This is a genomic window from Bartonella sp. AC10YNML, from assembly GCF_042196825.1.
GTDB lineage: Bacteria > Pseudomonadota > Alphaproteobacteria > Rhizobiales > Rhizobiaceae > Bartonella.
The window spans coordinates 26,740-45,226 of sequence record NZ_JBHIRA010000005.1; the positions used below are offsets into that span (position 1 = coordinate 26,740).

Here is an 18,487-nt window from a genome sequence, read left to right on the forward strand (position 1 = left end):
TGATACATAATCCTTTGTATATTTTGAGGCGTCGGCAAGATAGTCCGTTTCATGACGATATCCTGTCTAATTCCAGTCGGAATCCTTCTGGATCAGGTTCATTTGTTGCACGCATTGGAGCCAAGAAAAACAAGGGAGCATCTGGTAATGGCGCTTTGAAAGCAGTCAAGGTGTTATCAAGTTTAGGAGGGGTAGTTAAACCGCTGAGCATTCACTGATGAAGATCATCAGAAGTGGTCACCAAAAGTTCCGGATATAATCCCCGTCAATTATATCTGCATGATGATTGAGCAGAGTGATCAATTCATTGATTATATCACTATCTGCTGAAGTTGGTTCCTTAATGCTCCCATCTCGTTCTTGGCGCACACGAAATTTGTCAACCAAGTTAACAATAGAAAGAAGTGCTTCAGATTGTTTCATGATGAGCTGACTTTAGCGAATGGAGCAAGAAAGCCATTGGCACTTGTCCAAAATTTTTCATAATATTCAGCTTATAACGGTTTGCTGCAAACGATATTGTGATACTAGCATCGGCTTTTTTAGCCTTACAAAGAACGGCTGCATCAGCATGGCTGTTGGCAAATATTTTGTCATATTGAGGAGCCACTAGAGATTGCGGAGTAGGATGAGTCGCTACGATTTTAATTTCATCAGCCTTATTGTGTTTAGCTAAAACCATAGAATGGGTAGGCATGAAAAGCTATTAAATAATTGCATGTCACCTAAACGGGTGAATATAAATGTATGCAAGTCGGGGTAAGCCGCACAGCTTAGGAGATAACCATCCTTTTTCTGAGCGAGTTCATCAAAGGCTTCTTCAAGAGTTGCGTATAAGATAATACGCGATTCTGAATCAGAGGAAAAAATATTTTGATTATGATTGTCAAGCCACTATTAAGCCACAGCTGCACAGTTAGTTTCTGCAGGGCCAAGTGTATTAAAGTATTATTTTCAGGTTTCACGACCTCTACACTCTATAATTATACAATTAAATTTAAGCTAGTGCAGTATGTGAAGTATATTAAGAAAAATAAGTTAAATAATTTAGTGCTTTAGAAAACATATGTATAGGTAAAAGAAAATTTACGATTATAATTTTGTCTTGTCATTGCCCTATTGCCATAAAATATCGTTATTTAGGGGAGTTATTAGGGAGAAAAGATTCTATGCAGGGGGTGTTTATTGGATATGTTAGAGAATTATTGGAATGGTGAAGCAAAGGTTGATGATGTGTAAAGCACACTGTTCTTTTGGGGATAATAAGCTTTTTTCTACTTTAAAATTTTGCAAAAAGTATTTTTTAGCTGTTCGTATCAAGTGCACTATTGTAAGTGGATAACGAACAGAATGGTAAAACACGATTGCTTTTACCATCTCATTCAATATATTTAACTTTTTAATTAAAATAATATTTTTAAAAAATATTCTACAGTTGTGACTGTATTGAATATATGAAAAGGTATCATCATTGGCTTGTTTGTAAAAGAAACATGAAATATAACTCTTAAATTAGAGTGAGGTTGGCAAGAATCTTTTTCCTTCTTTGAGGTGTGGGAAGGGTGGATTAAATCTTATTAAAATATATAAAACTTAGAAAAAATAGTCTCTTTCTTAAAAAGATCAGAGGTAAACAATATGCGTGGGATTTTGGATCACTTTGATATGCCATTGAATAAAAAGATTTCCGTTCAACAGACTCAAAATTTTTCATGTCAGCCGTTACCAAAACGATTTTATAAACAAGTGAAAATTGCTTGTGAGGAAAGAGGTTTTACTATCTTATTAGATGAACGTTCTGTTAAGACGCCCGCAAGGCGTCATTTTTATGTGCCAACGCAAGTGTTTGCTGAATTCGTTGCTCAGGAATTTGAGAGCCAAAAGCACGTTGTTGATCCTGCAAAAATGCCGATGACGCGTTTGGTTAACACAGTTATTGATGGTATCGCTGATGATATGCAGGCTGTGTTTGAAGATTTATTGCGTTTCGTTGTATGTGATATGATCTTTTATCGTGCGCAGACACCTAAAGAGCTGGTGCAAAAACAATCTAAACAGTGGGATCCTTTATTAGATTGGGCAGAAGAAAAATTGGGGGCGCGATTTTATTTGACAGAAGGGCTAATGCATGTGGAACAATCACCAGAAGCACTTCAAGCAGTCAGTAATTATTTACGTAGAGTTGAATCTCCTTATATGCTTGCTGCACTTCATATGATGACGACCTTAACGGGATCTGCTCTCATTGCTCTTGCGGTTGCTGCGGGAAAGATTGATGCTGATCATGCATGGTCTATTGCCCATTTAGATGAAGATTGGATGATGGAACAATGGGGAAGGGATAAAGAAACAATAGCACGCCGTACTCATAAAAAAGTTGAATTTAATGCTGCGGTTACAATTGCTACAGTATGTTTATAAGATTTCTTTGTTTCCGTGGGCTTTTTAAAGAAACATCTCTCAAAGAGTACCCAAGCCCATTTCACGGTGACAACCATGAATGGTATAACGATAAAGCCATTGAACACCACCATCTTTACGCTTGTGAAGAAGCAAGCCAGTACCATCATACACTTTACCAGCTCGTAGGTGTTGCGAACAGTCCTTGGTATTTGAGAGGGTTCATAAGAGGCATTTTTAGTTCTTTCTTGTACAGTTTTTACTCATATGCTAGCCCCGTTTTTGACGCGCAAGGAAATGGTCTTTATTGATTCAATATACACAGATTTGAAATGAGAGAATCTTACGATATTTAGCTTTCTAATTCATTTATAAATCAATGTGTTGTTTTTGCTGTTACATTATTTTTGTGATTTTGAGAGGATTGATTTTTACTTTTTCAAGTCCAGGAAATATTTCATTGGTTATGTTTAAGATTGCTTCGTCATTACCACGGATAAAATACCATTCATTATCGTGAAGGAGGGCAATAATTTCAGTTTGAATAGAGCATTTTTTTCCAGCATTTGTTGCGGTTACAAGCTCCACGGGTATAACAAAATAAGGAATGCCATTATCAAGTGTCCCTTCACGTTTTTGTTTTTGATCAATGTTGATTGTTTCAATCTTGTAACTTTCTGCCAACCGTTCTATTTGGCTTTTCATAATTTGTAGAAATTGTGATTGATTAAGATTTTTTTTGGCGGTTAAGCGGTTGATGATTTGGGGAGGAATAGCATTTAAGATGGCATTTGCATCGGCATTTTTAAGTGCTTTACTATAAGCAGATGTTGCTTTCTCAAGAGTTGTAAGCTTTTGGTTGGTTATTGTATGTGCTTTAGTTGTTGATGTGATAAAGACAATGCATAAAAGAACGGGAACGAGAAAACAAATTCGCGGCATTAGAAACCTTTGTTAATTCATTTGAAGAGATTCAACACATTATAAAGGAAAAGCGGATGAGCAAAAAGCCTCTTGCGCTTTTGCATGAGACGAATATCCACAAAAATGGAGGCTTTTGCCTCCATTTTTAAAATCAAAAGAATGCGTATTAATTGTTTAAACAGAATAGTACATATCAAATTCAACAGGATGGGGTGTTGTTTCGTAACGCAAGACTTCTTGCATCTTTACTTGAATGAAGGAATTAATCTGATCATCATCAAAAACGTCGCCAGCTTTAAGAAAGCCACGATCTTTGTCAAGTGCTTCAAGCGCTTCACGCAGGCTTCCTGAAACAGTAGGGATTTCTTTAAGTTCCTTTAAGGGAAGATCATAAAGATCTTTATCCATAGCATGTCCGGGATGAATTTTGTTTTTGATACCGTCAAGACCAGCCATTAAAAGGGCTGCAAATGCCAAATAGGGATTTGCTGTTGGGTCTGGAAAACGAACTTCTACGCGTTTTGAATTTGGTGAGGAGCTCATTGGAATACGGCAAGATGCAGAACGATTACGTGCTGAATAGGCAAGAAGAACAGGAGCTTCATAACCAGGAACCAAACGTTTATAGGAGTTTGTGGATGGGTTGGTAAAAGCATTTATTGCTTTTGCGTGCTTAATAACACCACCGATAAAAAACAGACAGGTTTCTGATAGTCCAGCATATTCATTTCCTGCAAAAATGGGTTTGCCATCTTTCCAAATGGAAATGTGGACATGCATTCCAGAGCCGTTATCACCAAAAACTGGTTTTGGCATGAAGGTTGCTGTTTTCCCATAACTGTTTGCTATTTGATGTACAACATATTTAAAAATTTGCATCTTGTCAGCCTCGCGAACAAGTGTATCAAAACGAATACCCAATTCATGTTGGCCCGCTGCTACTTCGTGATGGTGTTTTTCGACCTGTACACCCATATCTTTGAGTGCTGTGAGCATTTCAGAACGCATATCTTGGCAAGAATCAATCGGCGGAACAGGAAGGTAGCCTCCCTTTATTCGTGGGCGATGCCCTAGATTTCCTGTTTCATATTCCGTATCATCATTGGAGGGAAGTTCACTTGAATCGAGTTTAAACCCTGTGTTGTAAGGGTCCGTTTTATAGCGCACATCATCAAAGATAAAAAACTCTGCTTCTGGACCCACATTGATTGTATCTCCAATGTTTAAAGATTTCATATAAACCTCAGCCCTTTTGGCGATAGAACGAGGATCTCTACGATAAAACTCACCAGAGACAGGGTCAAGTACGTCACAAAATATGACCAAAGTAGATTGAGCAAAAAAAGGATCAATATGTGCTGTTGCTGGATCTGGCATTAAAACCATGTCAGATTCATTAATTGTTTTCCAACCAGCAATTGAAGAGCCATCAAACATAACACCATCACTAAAAGTATCCTCGCTGATTTCTGCGATATCCATTGTGATGTGATGCAATTTTCCTCGTGGATCAGTAAAACGTAAATCAACAAAACGGATTTCGTTGTCTGCAATCTGTTTGATAATATCTGATGCGGTTGTCATATTCAATTTCCTTAATGTGGCGTTGAGGTGGATAAAAAGACTAATTTTTTCGTTATCTATTAAAGGGCATCGATCCCAGTTTCGTCAGTCCCTATACGAATGGCATCATCAATGGAAAAGACAAATATTTTTCCATCTCCTATATGTTTGGTTTGGGCTGCTTTACGTATTGCATCAACAGTTTGTTCCAGTTTGTCATCGGACACGACAATTTCAATTTTTACTTTAGGGAGAAAGTCAACAACATATTTCGTCCCACGATAAAGTTCTGTATGTTCCCTTTGACGACCAAAACCTTTCGCTTCTGTTACTGTAATACCATGTAACCCAATTTTTTGAAGCGCTTCTTTCACTTCATCAAGTTTGAAAGGTTTTATAATGGCTTCAATTTTTTTCATGCTGAAATTATCTCCAACGTTATTTTGTCTTTTTAGACTGCATCACATTATATTGACAACTGTAAGATGTCCAACAGATACTTTGTGCACAAAAAGTCGGAAATGATGATACTATATATTCTTGGAGAGGCGCTTCTTTTGTAAAATTAAAGTGAAATATTATTGTTTTGGAAAAAACTTATAATCCTTATAAGCGAATCAAAATAATATCATTAAGAGAGTTTGCTTCCTTTTTGGGGGATAATGCATTGACTTATAAGGATAATTAGACGTTTTCTATATGGCATGAGGAATTCTAATAGCGTAAGATTTTCTCATTTTAGATCGTCTCATCAAAGCTATATCCTTGTATATCAAGAGATATGAGTGTGTGGATAAAAACATTTGAAAAAGGAATATAAATGCTTTTTATGAAAGCTCTCGATAACCAAAGGTTATTACAATATTAGAGATTAGGGGAGAGCGCAAATATTGGAAATGAAGGTGTTAGTTTGCACTTGCTTAAAAGCACAAAGATAGTGGTGTATAATAATTAATTTACCATTCTCAGGTGATGTCGTGAACTGGATTTGGGAGTGTTGAAAAATATTTTTTAAAACAAGCGTGTGAATTGGCAACGAAAATATATTCTATTTGGGGCGTTTTGTTTTTCGTGAGGAGCGAGATCTCATTAAAGAATGCGATAAACAAAAGCGTGAAGCAATGCGCAATCTTCATTCTTTTTAAAATATTGCTGTAGATGTTTTTGAAAATCGTAAAGATGAATTAAAAGGGGAGGGTAAAGATGGAAACTGGTTTATACCCTTAAAACTTCATATCCTTTCAAAATTAGGTTGTCTTCTCGTTTCAGAGATTACACCCAATAGAGCTATGCAATATGTTTGCCGCTATTTGACAATACAAAAACTAAAATAAAACAGCTTATAAAGCGCTAAATTGTTTTTAGTCTTTGCTTCCAACATGTTGCACCACTGGAATTAGGTGTTGGTTTACAGGTAACAATAAAAGTACAGGCTTTGTTCGTATGCTGTGTTTTATAAGGGGAAGCATTTTTAAGAATTGGAATTATAGAGGGATGGGCGCAGTAAAACATCTTTTAGAAATTTTCCTGTATAGGAAGCGGGAATTTTAATAATGTCTTCAGGGCGTCCAATTGCAACGATTTCTCCACCGCGATCTCCACCTTCTGGTCCTAAATCAATAATCCAGTCGGCTGTTTTTATAACATCAAGGTTATGTTCAATGACGATGACTGTGTTGCCTTGCTCGACTAGTTCGTGAAGCACTTCAAGAAGTTTGGAAATATCATGAAAATGTAAACCTGTTGTCGGTTCATCCAAAATATAGAGTGTACGTCCCGTTGTTTTACGAGAAAGTTCTTTCGCAAGTTTTACACGTTGTGCTTCCCCACCAGAAAGTGTGGTTGCTTGCTGTCCTACTTTTATGTAACCCAATCCTACTTTAATGAGAGTTTCCATTTTATTATGAATAGCGGGAATAGCTTGGAAAAATTCTTCTGCCTTTTCAATTGTCATATCCAAAATATCGGCTATAGACTGTCCTTTGAATTTTATTTCTAGTGTTTCTCGGTTATAGCGTTTTCCTTTACAGACATCGCAAGTAACATAGACATCAGGTAAAAAGTGCATTTCAATTTTAATGACTCCATCACCTTGACATGCTTCGCAGCGTCCTCCTTTAACATTAAATGAAAAACGTCCTGCTTTATAACCACGGGCTTTTGATTCTGGAAGTTCGGCAAACCATTCACGAATCGGTGTAAAAGCGCCTGTATAGGTTGCGGGATTAGAGCGTGGGGTGCGTCCAATAGGGGACTGGTTGATATCAATAACTTTATCAAGAAATTCTAGTCCTTCAATTTTGTCATAGCTGGCAGGGCTGTGATGAGAGCCCATGATATGATGTGATGCTGCTTTGAAAAGCGTTTCAATAAGAAATGTTGACTTTCCTCCTCCAGAAACACCAGTTATGCATGTGAAGGTTCCAAGAGGGATGTTCGCATTGATATTTTTGAGGTTATTGCCTTTGGCACCGATGATTTTAAGTGTTTTCGATTTTGATATTTTACGCCGTTCTGTTGGCATTCTAACAGCCATTTTTCCTGAAAGGTATTGGCCTGTGAGAGAGGCTGAATTTTCTATAATTTCCTGCGGTGTTCCTTGTGCTACGATTTTTCCACCATGAACGCCCGCGGCCGGCCCCATATCGACAACATAGTCTGCCGTGAGAATAGCATCTTCATCATGTTCAACGACAATAACTGTATTGCCAAGATTGCGCAAATGCTGCAGCATTTCCAAAAGGCGTTCATTATCGCGTTGGTGTAAACCGATAGATGGTTCATCTAAAATATAAAGAACGCCTGTAAGACCAGAACCAATTTGAGATGCTAATCGAATACGTTGGCTTTCTCCCCCTGAAAGCGTTCCTGAATTTCGAGACAAGGTAAGATATTCCAATCCTACATGATTTAAAAAAGCCAAACGTTCACGAATTTCTTTTAAAATACGTACGGCGATATTACGTTGTTTTTCTGTGAGATATTGATGAACATTGGCAAACCAATCATCTGCTTGTGAGATGGAAAGATCTGATATTTGCCCAATATGCATTCCGTTGATTTTTACAGCAAGTGCCTCTGGTTTTAAACGATAACCGTGACAAGCCGGACAGGGCGAAGAAGACATATAACGTTCGATTTCTTCTCGAGACCAAGCAGAATCGGTTTCTTTCCAGCGTCTCTCCATATTAGGGATGATTCCTTCAAAAGGTTGGGTCGTTTTATGCGAACCAGAATTATTTTTATAGATAAAAGAAATTTCATCTCTTTTTGTACCGTAAAGAATAGCCTGTTGTGCTTCATTAGAGAGTTCACACCATTGATCTGTGAGTTTGAAACCGTAAGCTTTTCCTAATGCTTCTAAGGTTTGTTTATAGTAAAGTGAATCTGATTTAGCCCAAGGGGCAATGGCGCCATTCTTGAGGGTAAGATTTTTATTGGGCACAATTTTCAGTGGATCCATTGCTTTTTTTATGCCCAGTCCATCGCAGAGAGGACAGGCGCCAAAAGGATTATTGAACGAAAAAAGGCGTGGTTCAATTTCAGGAATAGAAAAACCCGATACAGGGCAGGAAAACTTTTCTGAAAAAATGAGCCGTTTGTGTGTATCATTTTTTGATTTATGAGCAGATTCCTTTGTCGTTTCTTTTTGTGCTAAGGGTTGGTCTGCCATTTCAGCAATGGCAAGCCCATTTGCTAGCTGTAAACAGGTTTCTATACTATCAGCTAAACGAGAGGTGATATCCTTTTGTACAACAATGCGGTCTACCACGACATCGATGTCGTGTTTATATTTTTTATCAAGAGGTGGAATATCAGCGATTTCATAGAATTTTCCATCAACTTTAGCGCGTTGAAATCCTCTTTTTAAAAGTTCTGTTAGCTCTTTTTTATATTCTCCCTTTCGTCCTCGCACCAAAGGGGCCATAATAAAAATTCGCGTTCCTTCTGGTAAGGACATAATTTGATCCACCATTTGGCTTACTGTCTGGCTTTCAATAGGAAGTCCTGTCACAGGAGAATGAGGAATGCCAATACGGGCAAAGAGAAGACGCATGTAATCGTGGATTTCAGTAACGGTACCTACCGTTGAACGAGGATTGCGACTGGTTGTTTTTTGTTCAATGGAGATAGCGGGAGAGAGACCGTCTATGCGGTCGACATCGGGTTTTTGCATGACTTCCAAAAATTGGCGTGCATAGGCCGAAAGGCTTTCGACATAGCGACGTTGTCCTTCAGCGTAAATTGTATCAAACGCTAAGGATGATTTCCCTGATCCAGAAAGTCCTGTTATAACAATGAGTTTATCACGAGGCAGATCGAGATCAATATTTTTAAGGTTATGCTCACGTGCACCGCGAATGGAGATATATTTTTGATGAGTCATACTTTATCCTTGGCATATGTGGCAAAAATTGAGCACCTAAAATGGAATAAAACTGTTTTTTTAGAATTACAATGTGTTTAACTGCTTTAATGCAAAAGGAAGGTATAAGTTTTGTGAAGAAAATACAAATAAGCAGCTTTTTATTCTCTCGAGGTGGAATAAACTATGCGTTTTTATCATCTTTTGTTATAATTACACTGAATACAATATTGGTAAAGGATAGCAATACCTATATTGATGGTCAATTGCGACATGTAAATTGAAGGTCAAGATGGTTATAACTGTTATAGAACAGAGTATTTTACAAATTAAAATTTTGGAGTTTATGCGATGGCTGGTAGCCTTAATAAAGTTATTTTAATTGGTAATCTTGGTGCGGACCCTGAAATCCGCCGTTTGAATTCTGGTGATCAAGTGGCAAATCTGCGTATTGCTACTTCAGAAAGTTGGCGCGATCGGAATACAAATGAGCGAAAAGAACGCACTGAGTGGCATAGTATTGTTATTTTTAATGAAAACCTTGTCAAAGTTGCAGAGCAATATTTAAAAAAGGGGAGCAAAATTTATATTGAGGGGCAGTTACAGACACGAAAATGGCAAGATCAAAATGGAAATGACCGTTATACGACAGAGGTTGTTTTGCAAAAATACCGTGGTGAATTACAAATGCTTGATGGGCGCGGAGCAGCGGGTGGAGAGCAGGGAGCAAGTCAAGGGGGGAGTTACAGTGGTGACTTTGCTAATAGTAGTTCAAATCAAAGAAATACTTTTGGTCAAAATAATAACCAATTAGGAGAAAGTTTTTCACACAAATTAGATGATGATGTTCCTTTTTAAAAGGCTTTAAAGTTGCAGTATTATGATTGCTTTATGGTTTGTTTGTTTTAGATTTTTGAAGTTTAGCAAAGTGAAAGTTGTTAATTATTATTGGTAATTTAAAATATAAATTAATAACATCTTGAAAAATATTGTTAAATTTCTTTTTTGTTATGGGAGAGAAATTAGCATTTTTGTGTATTTTTCGATATAAACCGATATAAATAAAGTGAAATGATTCTTTTTTGAAAGTTTTTAAATTGTGACCGATCTTACTCCACACCCAGAACGTGATGTGCTGACCGGTATTGAACCAATCAGTATTATTGATGAAATGCAACGCTCCTATCTCGATTATGCGATGAGCGTGATTGTTTCGCGTGCACTCCCTGATGTCCGTGATGGTCTTAAGCCTGTTCATCGACGTATCCTTCATGCTATGAATGAGATGGGGCTTTCTTTCAATAAGTCGTATCGTAAATCTGCTGGTGTTGTTGGTGAGGTTATGGGAAAATTCCATCCTCATGGTGATGCTTCAATTTATGATGCTTTGGTGCGTATGGCGCAGGACTTCTCTTTGAGAAATCCATTGATTGATGGTCAGGGGAATTTTGGTTCCGTTGATGGTGATCCACCTGCAGCTATGCGCTATACTGAGTGTCGTTTAGAAAAAGTTTCAGAAGAACTTTTAGCTGATATTGATAAAGATACTGTTGATTTTCAGGATAATTACGATGGGCGTGAGCGTGAACCGGTTGTCTTGCCAGCACGTTTTCCCAATCTTTTGGTTAATGGGTCAGGGGGAATTGCTGTGGGAATGGCAACCAATATTCCTCCCCATAATCTTGGTGAAGTCGTTGATGGTTGTATTGCTTTGATTGATAATCCTGATATCACACTCGATAAAATAATTGAAATTATTCCTGGTCCGGATTTTCCTACAGGGGGTATTATCCTTGGCCACTCTGGTGTCCGTTCAGCTTATGAAACAGGGCGGGGTTCAATTATTATGCGTGCTAAAGTTGATATTGAAGAAATTCGTAGTGGTCGGCAGGCAATTATTGTGAGTGAGATCCCTTATCAAGTTAATAAGGCCACAATGATTGAGAAAATGGCCGAATTGGTGCGCGATAAACGCATTGAGGGAATCTCTGATTTACGTGACGAATCGGATCGTGATGGGTATCGCGTTGTTATTGAGTTGAAAAAAGATGTTGTTGCGGAAGTTGTTTTAAATCAATTATATCGTTATACGCCGCTGCAAACTTCCTTTGGTTGTAATATGGTTGCGTTGAATGGGGGAAAACCCGAACAAATGACGTTGCTTGATATGCTTCGTGCATTTGTTTCTTTTCGGGAAGAAGTTGTCAGTCGGCGAACAAAATATCTTTTGCGTAAAGCGCGTGAGCGGGCCCATGTTTTGGTTGGTCTTGCCCTTGCAGTTGCCAATATTGATGAAATTATAGCGCTTATTCGCAAAGCTCCTGATCCACAGACAGCACGTACACAATTAATGGAACGACGTTGGCCAGCGATGGATGTCGCGCCTTTGATTAAACTTATTGATGATCCTCGTCATATTATCCACGAGGATGGTACTTATAATCTCTCTGAAGAACAGGCACGTGCTATTTTAGAATTGCGTTTGCAACGATTGACAGCCCTTGGACGTGATGAAATCGCTGATGAATTGAATAAAATTGGTGTGGATATTGCTGATTATCTTGATATCTTAGCATCGCGCGTACGCATTATGGGTATTGTTAAGGACGAGTTGAGTGCTCTGCGTGAGGAATTTGCAACACCGCGACGTACCGTATTTGGTTTTGGTAGCGCTGAGATGGAGAGTGAAGATCTGATCGCGCCAGAGGATATGGTCGTAACGGTGAGCCATAGTGGCTATATTAAGCGCGTACCTCTTAATACCTATCGTGCGCAACGTCGTGGTGGTAAAGGGCGTTCTGGTATGTCCACGAAGGATGAGGATTTTGTAACACGGTTGTTTGTCGCCAATACGCATACTCCGGTTCTTTTCTTTTCATCACGTGGGATTGTTTATAAGGAGAAAGTTTGGCGTTTACCGCTAGGTACACCGCAATCACGTGGGCGGGCTTTGATCAATATGCTTCCCTTACAACAAGGTGAACGCATTACGACAATTATGCCTTTGCCTGAAGATGAAGCAAGCTGGAGCGCATTGGATGTCATGTTTGCGACAACACGTGGAACTGTGCGTCGTAATAAGTTGTCAGATTTTGTTCAGGTTAACCGTAATGGTAAAATTGCAATGAAACTTGATGAGGAAGATGAAATTCTTTCTGTCGAAACTTGTACAGAACATCACGATGTCGTTCTAACAACAGCGAATGGACAGTGTATCCGTTTTCCAGTTGTTGATGTGCGTGTCTTTGCGGGGCGTAATTCTGTGGGAGTTCGTGGTATCAATTTGGCTAAAGGCGATAAAGTCATTTCAATGACAATTTTAGAGCATGTCGAGGCAACGTCCATTGAACGTTCTGCTTATATTAAACGTGTCATGAATGAGCGGCGTGCTGCTGGTGCAGATGCTGATGTTGAAGATATTGTCATTCTGGATGATGAAGATGGGGGTGTTGAAACAGAGTTAACAGATGAACGTTATGCAGAACTTCATGCACGTGAACAAATGCTTTTAACAGTGAGTGAATTTGGTTATGGTAAACGTTCTTCTTCCTATGAGTTCCGGATTTCGGGGCGTGGTGGAAAAGGGATTCGTGCAACAGATCCATCTAAAACAGCTGAAATTGGTAAATTAGTAGCGGCTTTTCCGGTGAAGGCGCAAGACCAAATTATGTTGGTGTCAGATGGGGGGCAGCTTATTCGTGTCCCTGTTGAGGGAATTCGTACTGCTGGGCGCTCAACTAAGGGAGTCACAATTTTTAATACAGCCAAAGGTGAAAGAGTCGTATCGGTTGAACGTATTTCTGAGCCTGAAGATGATACGAGTTCATTGGATGATGAAGGTGAGAAGCATTCTGATACGATTGATATGAGCGAAGAAAAGTAATTTTTAAGAGGAAGGAGTAAAATCATGAAAATTGCTCTTTACGCAGGTTCGTTTGATCCTCTTACAAACGGTCATCTTGATGTTTTAAAAGGGTGTTTTGTGTTAGCTAATAAGGTGGTCGTCGCTATAGGTATACAGGGTGACAAAAAAGCACTCTTTAGCTTTGAAGAGCGTGTTGGTTTTATTACCCAAGTAGGGAAAGACTTTTTCGGTGCAGATTCTAATCGGTTGCAGGTTCTTTCATTTAATAACCTTCTCATTGACAAGGCACGTGAAGTTGGTGCTTCATTTCTCGTTCGCGGATTACGTGATGGTACTGATCTTGATTATGAAATGCAAATGGCAGGGATGAATGGCATTCTGGCTCCTGAATTGCAAACTGTTTTTTTGCCCGCAAGTGTTTCTGGGCGTGCGATAACGTCTACATTGGTACGTCAAATTGCCTCTATGGGAGGTGATGTGACACCATTTGTGCCGCCCAATGTTGCACAAGCTTTGCGCTCGAAATTCCAGTCTTTAGAGGAGAATAAGTGTGTCTCGTAGAATTTTTGCTGTTTTGATATGTGTGTTTTGTTTTTTTTCATTGTCCGCTGTCGCTGGTAATTCTAGCCCTGCAAATGATTCAAGCCTTCTTGTTTTATCTCTCAAAGATGGTGATGTTGTTATTCGCCTGCGTCCTGATTTGGCACCAAAACATGTTGCGCAAATCAAAAAACTAACAGAGGAAGGGGCCTATAATAATGTTGTGTTTCATCGTGTAATTCCTGGCTTTATGGCGCAAACTGGTGATGTAGAATTTGGAAAAAAAGGCAGTAGAGATTTTGATCTGAAACGCGTTGGTATGGGGGGATCAAATTATCCCAATATACCGGCTGAGTTTTCAAAGCAGCCATTTAAGCGTGGTACTGTTGGGATGGCACGTTCACAAGATCCAGATTCCGCGAATTCTCAGTTCTTCATTTGTTTTGATGATGCTGCTTTTTTAAATGGTCAGTATACGGTTGTTGGGGAAGTAATAAAGGGGATGGATGTTGTTGATAAAATTAAAAAAGGTACCACAAGTAATAATGGATCTGTAGAAAATCCAGATGTTATTAATGCTGCTACTTTACAAGTTGATAGATGAAGCAAAGGAGCTTTTCATATGATTGAGGATAAAAATCCGGAAAATACTTTAATTCTTGAAACAACAAAGGGCAGAGTTGTTATTGAGCTTTTTGCTGATTTAGCGCCTTGTCATGTTGCACGTATCAAAGAACTTGTCCGTGAAGGTGCTTATGATAATGTTATTTTTCATCGCGTTATTGATGGCTTTATGGCGCAGACTGGAGATGTGCAATTTGGAAAGAAGGATGGTGAAAAATTCAATTTATCACGTGCTGGTATGGGGGGGGCAGAAAAACCAAATTTAACAGCAGAGTTTTCAAATCTTTCTCATAAGCGTGGTACAGTTTCTATGGCACGGAGTCAGAATCCAAATTCTGCTAATTCTCAGTTTTTTATTTGTTTTGCAGATGCTCCGTGGCTTGATCGTCAATATTCCATATGGGGGCAGGTTGTTGAAGGTATGGAAAATGTTGATAAAATTAAACGTGGTGAACCTGTTGCAGACCCAGATTCAATTACCAAAGCCATTATTGCTGCGGATGTAGAATAGTATAAATTATACTGGTTTCAATTGTAAGTTGCTAAGAGAAAATTCTCCTATCTGATATAGGGTGGTGATCAGTGATTACAGCTTAAATTCCTAACAGAGTTCAGCTGCTATGCCTTTATTCTTTCTACCAAGTTTCTTTTAATTTATGGATTTAGAGAATTTTGTTTGCTGTATTGGGGAAAGGTTGTGATTTGTTTGGGTGTTTTCTCGAACGAAGAGACCGCTCAATTGGGTGGAAGACGTAAAGATGAAAATAAAAGGCTCATCTTGCTCTCTCCTTTTTAATTCAGCTTTACTTTTTCAAAAGTATCTAAAGCAATGTCTTTTAAATAATGAAGATGACGCATTGCCTTATGCTTTGGTTCCTCTTGTTTTTTAATAAGAGGAACACTCATTACGTGGAATAGAGCGCCCCAAATAGAGTTACGCATTTACGCGCTTTTTTAAAGAAACATCTCTCAGTCTATTCCAACATTCATTTAAACTCCCTCATCTTTATGCTTGTGAAGGAGCAAGCCAGTATCATCATATGCTTTTTTCAGCCTCCAATGTTATAACAGAGCCTTTGGTATGTGTAGTTTGACAGTAAGTTTCGCAGTAAGTGGGAAGAGGTGGGATTAGTTAGGAATACGTGATAATTTACTATTTTATGTATAAAATTTAGCATTAAATGCGTATTTTGTCAAAATGGATTTTGACATTTGAAATTGCCAAAAAGAGCTAAAAATAACGAAATTTGGAATTTTGGAGCAAAAATGATAAAAGGCTTTGAAAGATCTTTTAAAATCCTTTGAAGATTTTTAAAAAGTCTGTGAAATCCCAAAAAACCGCCTTTGAAGACCCTTTGAGAGCCCCTTAAAAATCATTTGAAAAAAATAAATTGATGCAAAACCCGATGATAAGCTACAGTATGTGAGAATCTTAAAAAAGTGCTTTTTTTTAGTGTTTTTATTTACACGTTAATCTCTCTTGTGATGTGCAAGAAAATGATTTTAGTTATTTTAACATATACAGATTTACAATAAGAGAAGCTATCCCTTCATTCAACATATAGAAATGAATTATTATTATAAATCAATGTATTGATGCTGTTTCTAAATATTGTCGTTAATAGGATTATTCTATCAAAGTTTGGCTTTTACATCTTAATACGGTTTGTTCGATGTAATTTGAGTATGAATAGCCTATTTTATTGTACTTACTATTTATAGGGTTCGTCGTTTTTTAAAATTGTTTTTGCGTTTCATAATAGGTGGTTCATTTTATTTTTATCCCATGTGGGTAATGATCTTACAGTTTAATTAAGGATTTTTCCTGTTAGATTGAATGAATTATTTTTTCATGCTTGTGCTTTTTAAAAAATTTTGATGAATCTATCAATGTGGATGATACAAGGTAAGGTTTTAAAATAGAGTATTACATTTGTGATGTTGGTTGTCTTGTACAATCTGGAGAGCCTTTTAACGCCATATTATATGAATATATTGCGCAAGATAATGAAAATAAAATCATGATTTTTTTATTTGCAATTACAATGGAGCAAAGATGTAATCTCTAGGCTTGTGTTTTATGAAGTTATATCTAAATAACTTTAGAGATAGGTTTCTTTCTAGATTAGTACATTGATTTATAACGGATAAATTATTATTTTGTCCATTGAAAGAGCGCTTTGAATATTGTAAGATTTTCTTATTTCAATTTCTCTTATATTGACTTCTTCTCCATCCTAAAGGGTGAATTTTCTACAAGTGTCGGTTTGTAAGCCTTTCTTTTTTCACGGTAGGGGTCTCTTACAGATTATTCATGCGGTTGAATTAATCAAAATCATCCCTTTTGCTCGTCACAAATGAGATTGGCGTGGGGAAAAACTATTGGAAAAAGCTCCCTTTTATGAATTATCTCAAGGGCTATCTCAATGTTGTGAACGGATAAATGATAATATGCATTTGCACTTTTATTAAGCGTAAGGCTCTCGGTGCCCGATAGATGAAAATTTTTTATCTGTAAAAGTGAAGAATATTGGAAGTTGTATAATGCGTTCATAACTTTCTTCTATTCGTACGAAATTATTACTTATGAAAGTACGTAAAGATGAGATTGTTGAGATAATAATTTTGCAGTTCTGTTAAGGCTTTAGTGCGTTAAGCATAGGTATTTTGAGGTGTGATATTATAAGGATTTTACTTGTTTTCTGGAGCTAGATTATCACTTTTATTATGTTGATTTCTTAACAAGAAATGTTCTTTTATCTCGTTTAATTTTTGATGCTGATTACAATATTGAGCGAATCAAAAATTAATTCATAAAGCTTATGACAATGCTCGTAAGGGGATATCTTTTTTCTTTCTATAGAGATATGCATTGATGGAATCAAAAAGACGAGAGTTATGATAAAGACATTTCATTATAGAAAAATTGCTCAAGATGGGTATGCACGTCGAGGCGAAATTATAACGGGGCGAGGATGCGTTCGTACACCCGCATTTATGCCAGTTGGGACGGCAGGAACCGTTAAGGCTATGTATATGGATCAAATTCGTGATCTTGGTGCAGATATCATTTTGGGAAATACTTATCATTTAATGTTACGTCCAGGAGCTGAACGTGTTGCACGTTTGGGAGGATTACACGAATTTTCACGCTGGAGCGGACCTATTTTAACTGATTCTGGAGGCTTTCAGGTGATGTCGCTGGAGGGAATCCGTAAAATTACTGAACAAGGTGTGATTTTTCGCTCTTACATTAATGGCGCTTACTATGAAATGAGTCCAGAGCGTTCTATCGAAATTCAAGGGCTTCTTGATGCGGATATCCAGATGCAGTTGGATCAATGTATTGCATTACCCGCCACTAAAAAAGAAATGGAAGAAGCTATGGAACTTTCATTGCGGTGGGCGCTGCGTTGTAAAACAGCTTTTGGAGATCAGCCAGATAAAGCATTGTTTGGGATTGTTCAAGGTGGTGATAATATGAAACTGCGTGAGCGTTCTGCTCAAGCATTAAAAGAAATGGATTTAAAAGGTTATGCTATTGGAGGGCTTGCTGTTGGTGAGCCGCAGAGTGTTATGACAGCAGTATTGGATACTACTTGTCCGATTTTACCAGAGGATAAACCACGCTATCTTATGGGAGTAGGGACACCTGATGATATTTTACAAAGTGTTGCTCGTGGTATTGATATGTTTGATTGTGTTATGCCGACGCGTGCAGGACGTCATGGTTTAGCTTTTACCCGCTTTGGTAGAATTAATTTGCGTAATGCGCGTTATGCAGAAGATCCACATCCTCTTGATCCACAGTCACTTTGTCCAGCAGCACATGATTATAGTTGTGCTTATTTGCATCATTTGATCAAATCTGGTGAATCTCTTGGGGGGATGTTATTGACTTGGAATAATCTTTTTTATTATCAACAACTTATGCAGGGAGTTCGTGATGCCATTGAGGAAGGTTGTTATGCTGATTTTTGCGCTGAAACGCGTGCTCTATGGGCACAAGGACGCTAAAATATTAATCGAAATATAGCACCTCATTTTTTTATTGAATTTATTCTCGCACTTACAAATTTAACTAAAAATATGAAATTAGAAACATCTTCCAAAATTATAAAATCCACTATCTTAAGATATAACAGTGCGGTTTTATAGGGCATATATTCTCTTTCTAAGTACTATATAAAACAGAAACTGTTACT

Annotated in this window: 15 protein-coding genes; 8 read left to right on the forward strand and 7 right to left on the reverse strand. The window is 37.8% G+C overall.

What is annotated here, in order from left to right; all coding sequences use genetic code 11:
• Window positions 1-14: 14 nt before the first annotated feature.
• On the forward strand, window positions 15-218 hold the full coding sequence (locus ACFINA_RS03960; protein WP_375615111.1) for a hypothetical protein: 204 nt from the start codon (window positions 15-17) through the stop codon (window positions 216-218).
• Window positions 219-237: 19 nt separating this feature from the next.
• Here ACFINA_RS03960 and ACFINA_RS03965 read toward each other — a convergent pair whose 3' ends face one another.
• A complete protein-coding gene (locus ACFINA_RS03965) occupies window positions 238-423 on the reverse strand; it encodes a hypothetical protein (protein ID WP_375615112.1) in 186 nt (61 codons plus the stop codon).
• Window positions 410-682, reverse strand: a complete 273-nt coding sequence (locus tag ACFINA_RS03970) for a hypothetical protein (RefSeq protein WP_375615113.1) — start codon at window positions 680-682, stop codon at window positions 410-412. The genes ACFINA_RS03965 and ACFINA_RS03970 overlap by 14 nt, the downstream gene beginning before the upstream one ends.
• Window positions 683-1,638: 956 nt before the next feature.
• Here ACFINA_RS03970 and ACFINA_RS03975 point away from each other — a divergent pair.
• Window positions 1,639-2,421, forward strand: coding sequence for an ATP12 family chaperone protein (locus ACFINA_RS03975; protein ID WP_375615114.1), 783 nt, complete (start codon window positions 1,639-1,641; stop codon window positions 2,419-2,421).
• Window positions 2,422-2,796: 375 nt separating this feature from the next.
• Here the strand turns inward: ACFINA_RS03975 and ACFINA_RS03980 are convergent, their stop codons facing one another.
• The 4 genes from ACFINA_RS03980 to uvrA all read right to left on the reverse strand — a co-directional run bounded on the left by ACFINA_RS03980 (window position 2,797) and on the right by uvrA (window position 9,274).
• The gene (locus tag ACFINA_RS03980) at window positions 2,797-3,342 is read right to left on the reverse strand and encodes a hypothetical protein (RefSeq protein WP_375606673.1); all 546 of its coding nucleotides are present in this window, start codon (window positions 3,340-3,342) and stop codon (window positions 2,797-2,799) included.
• 156 nt (window positions 3,343-3,498) lie between these two features.
• Window positions 3,499-4,908, reverse strand: a complete 1,410-nt coding sequence (gene glnA, locus ACFINA_RS03985; protein WP_375606672.1) for a type I glutamate--ammonia ligase — start codon at window positions 4,906-4,908, stop codon at window positions 3,499-3,501.
• Between the two features lie 59 nt (window positions 4,909-4,967).
• Window positions 4,968-5,306: a P-II family nitrogen regulator gene (locus ACFINA_RS03990; RefSeq protein ID WP_375606671.1), complete on the reverse strand. Its 339-nt coding sequence runs from the start codon at window positions 5,304-5,306 to the stop codon at window positions 4,968-4,970.
• A gap of 1,052 nt (window positions 5,307-6,358) precedes the next feature.
• Entirely contained in the window at window positions 6,359-9,274 is a 2,916-nt protein-coding gene (gene uvrA / locus ACFINA_RS03995) for an excinuclease ABC subunit UvrA (RefSeq protein ID WP_375615115.1), read from the reverse strand.
• A gap of 330 nt (window positions 9,275-9,604) precedes the next feature.
• On the opposite strand from uvrA, the gene ssb reads away from it, so the two are divergent.
• The 5 genes from ssb to ACFINA_RS04020 all read left to right on the forward strand — a co-directional run bounded on the left by ssb (window position 9,605) and on the right by ACFINA_RS04020 (window position 14,793).
• A complete protein-coding gene (ssb, locus tag ACFINA_RS04000; RefSeq protein ID WP_375606669.1) occupies window positions 9,605-10,111 on the forward strand; it encodes a single-stranded DNA-binding protein in 507 nt (168 codons plus the stop codon).
• Window positions 10,112-10,352: 241 nt separating this feature from the next.
• Window positions 10,353-13,136: a DNA gyrase subunit A gene (gene gyrA, locus ACFINA_RS04005; RefSeq protein WP_375615116.1), complete on the forward strand. Its 2,784-nt coding sequence runs from the start codon at window positions 10,353-10,355 to the stop codon at window positions 13,134-13,136.
• A 24-nt stretch (window positions 13,137-13,160) separates the two neighbouring features.
• Window positions 13,161-13,679, forward strand: coding sequence for a pantetheine-phosphate adenylyltransferase (gene coaD / locus ACFINA_RS04010; RefSeq protein ID WP_375606667.1), 519 nt, complete (start codon window positions 13,161-13,163; stop codon window positions 13,677-13,679).
• Window positions 13,669-14,262 (forward strand): peptidylprolyl isomerase, encoded by a 594-nt coding sequence (locus ACFINA_RS04015; protein WP_375615117.1) that lies wholly within the window; start codon window positions 13,669-13,671, stop codon window positions 14,260-14,262. Before coaD ends, ACFINA_RS04015 begins: the two co-directional genes overlap by 11 nt.
• Before the next feature lie 18 nt (window positions 14,263-14,280).
• Entirely contained in the window at window positions 14,281-14,793 is a 513-nt protein-coding gene (locus ACFINA_RS04020) for a peptidylprolyl isomerase (RefSeq protein ID WP_375606665.1), read from the forward strand.
• A gap of 281 nt (window positions 14,794-15,074) precedes the next feature.
• Here ACFINA_RS04020 and ACFINA_RS04025 read toward each other — a convergent pair whose 3' ends face one another.
• Window positions 15,075-15,224, reverse strand: coding sequence for a hypothetical protein (locus ACFINA_RS04025; RefSeq protein WP_375606664.1), 150 nt, complete (start codon window positions 15,222-15,224; stop codon window positions 15,075-15,077).
• 1,956 nt (window positions 15,225-17,180) lie between these two features.
• Here ACFINA_RS04025 and tgt point away from each other — a divergent pair.
• On the forward strand, window positions 17,181-18,299 hold the full coding sequence (gene tgt, locus ACFINA_RS04030) for a tRNA guanosine(34) transglycosylase Tgt (RefSeq protein WP_375615118.1): 1,119 nt from the start codon (window positions 17,181-17,183) through the stop codon (window positions 18,297-18,299).
• Window positions 18,300-18,487 lie beyond the last annotated feature (188 nt).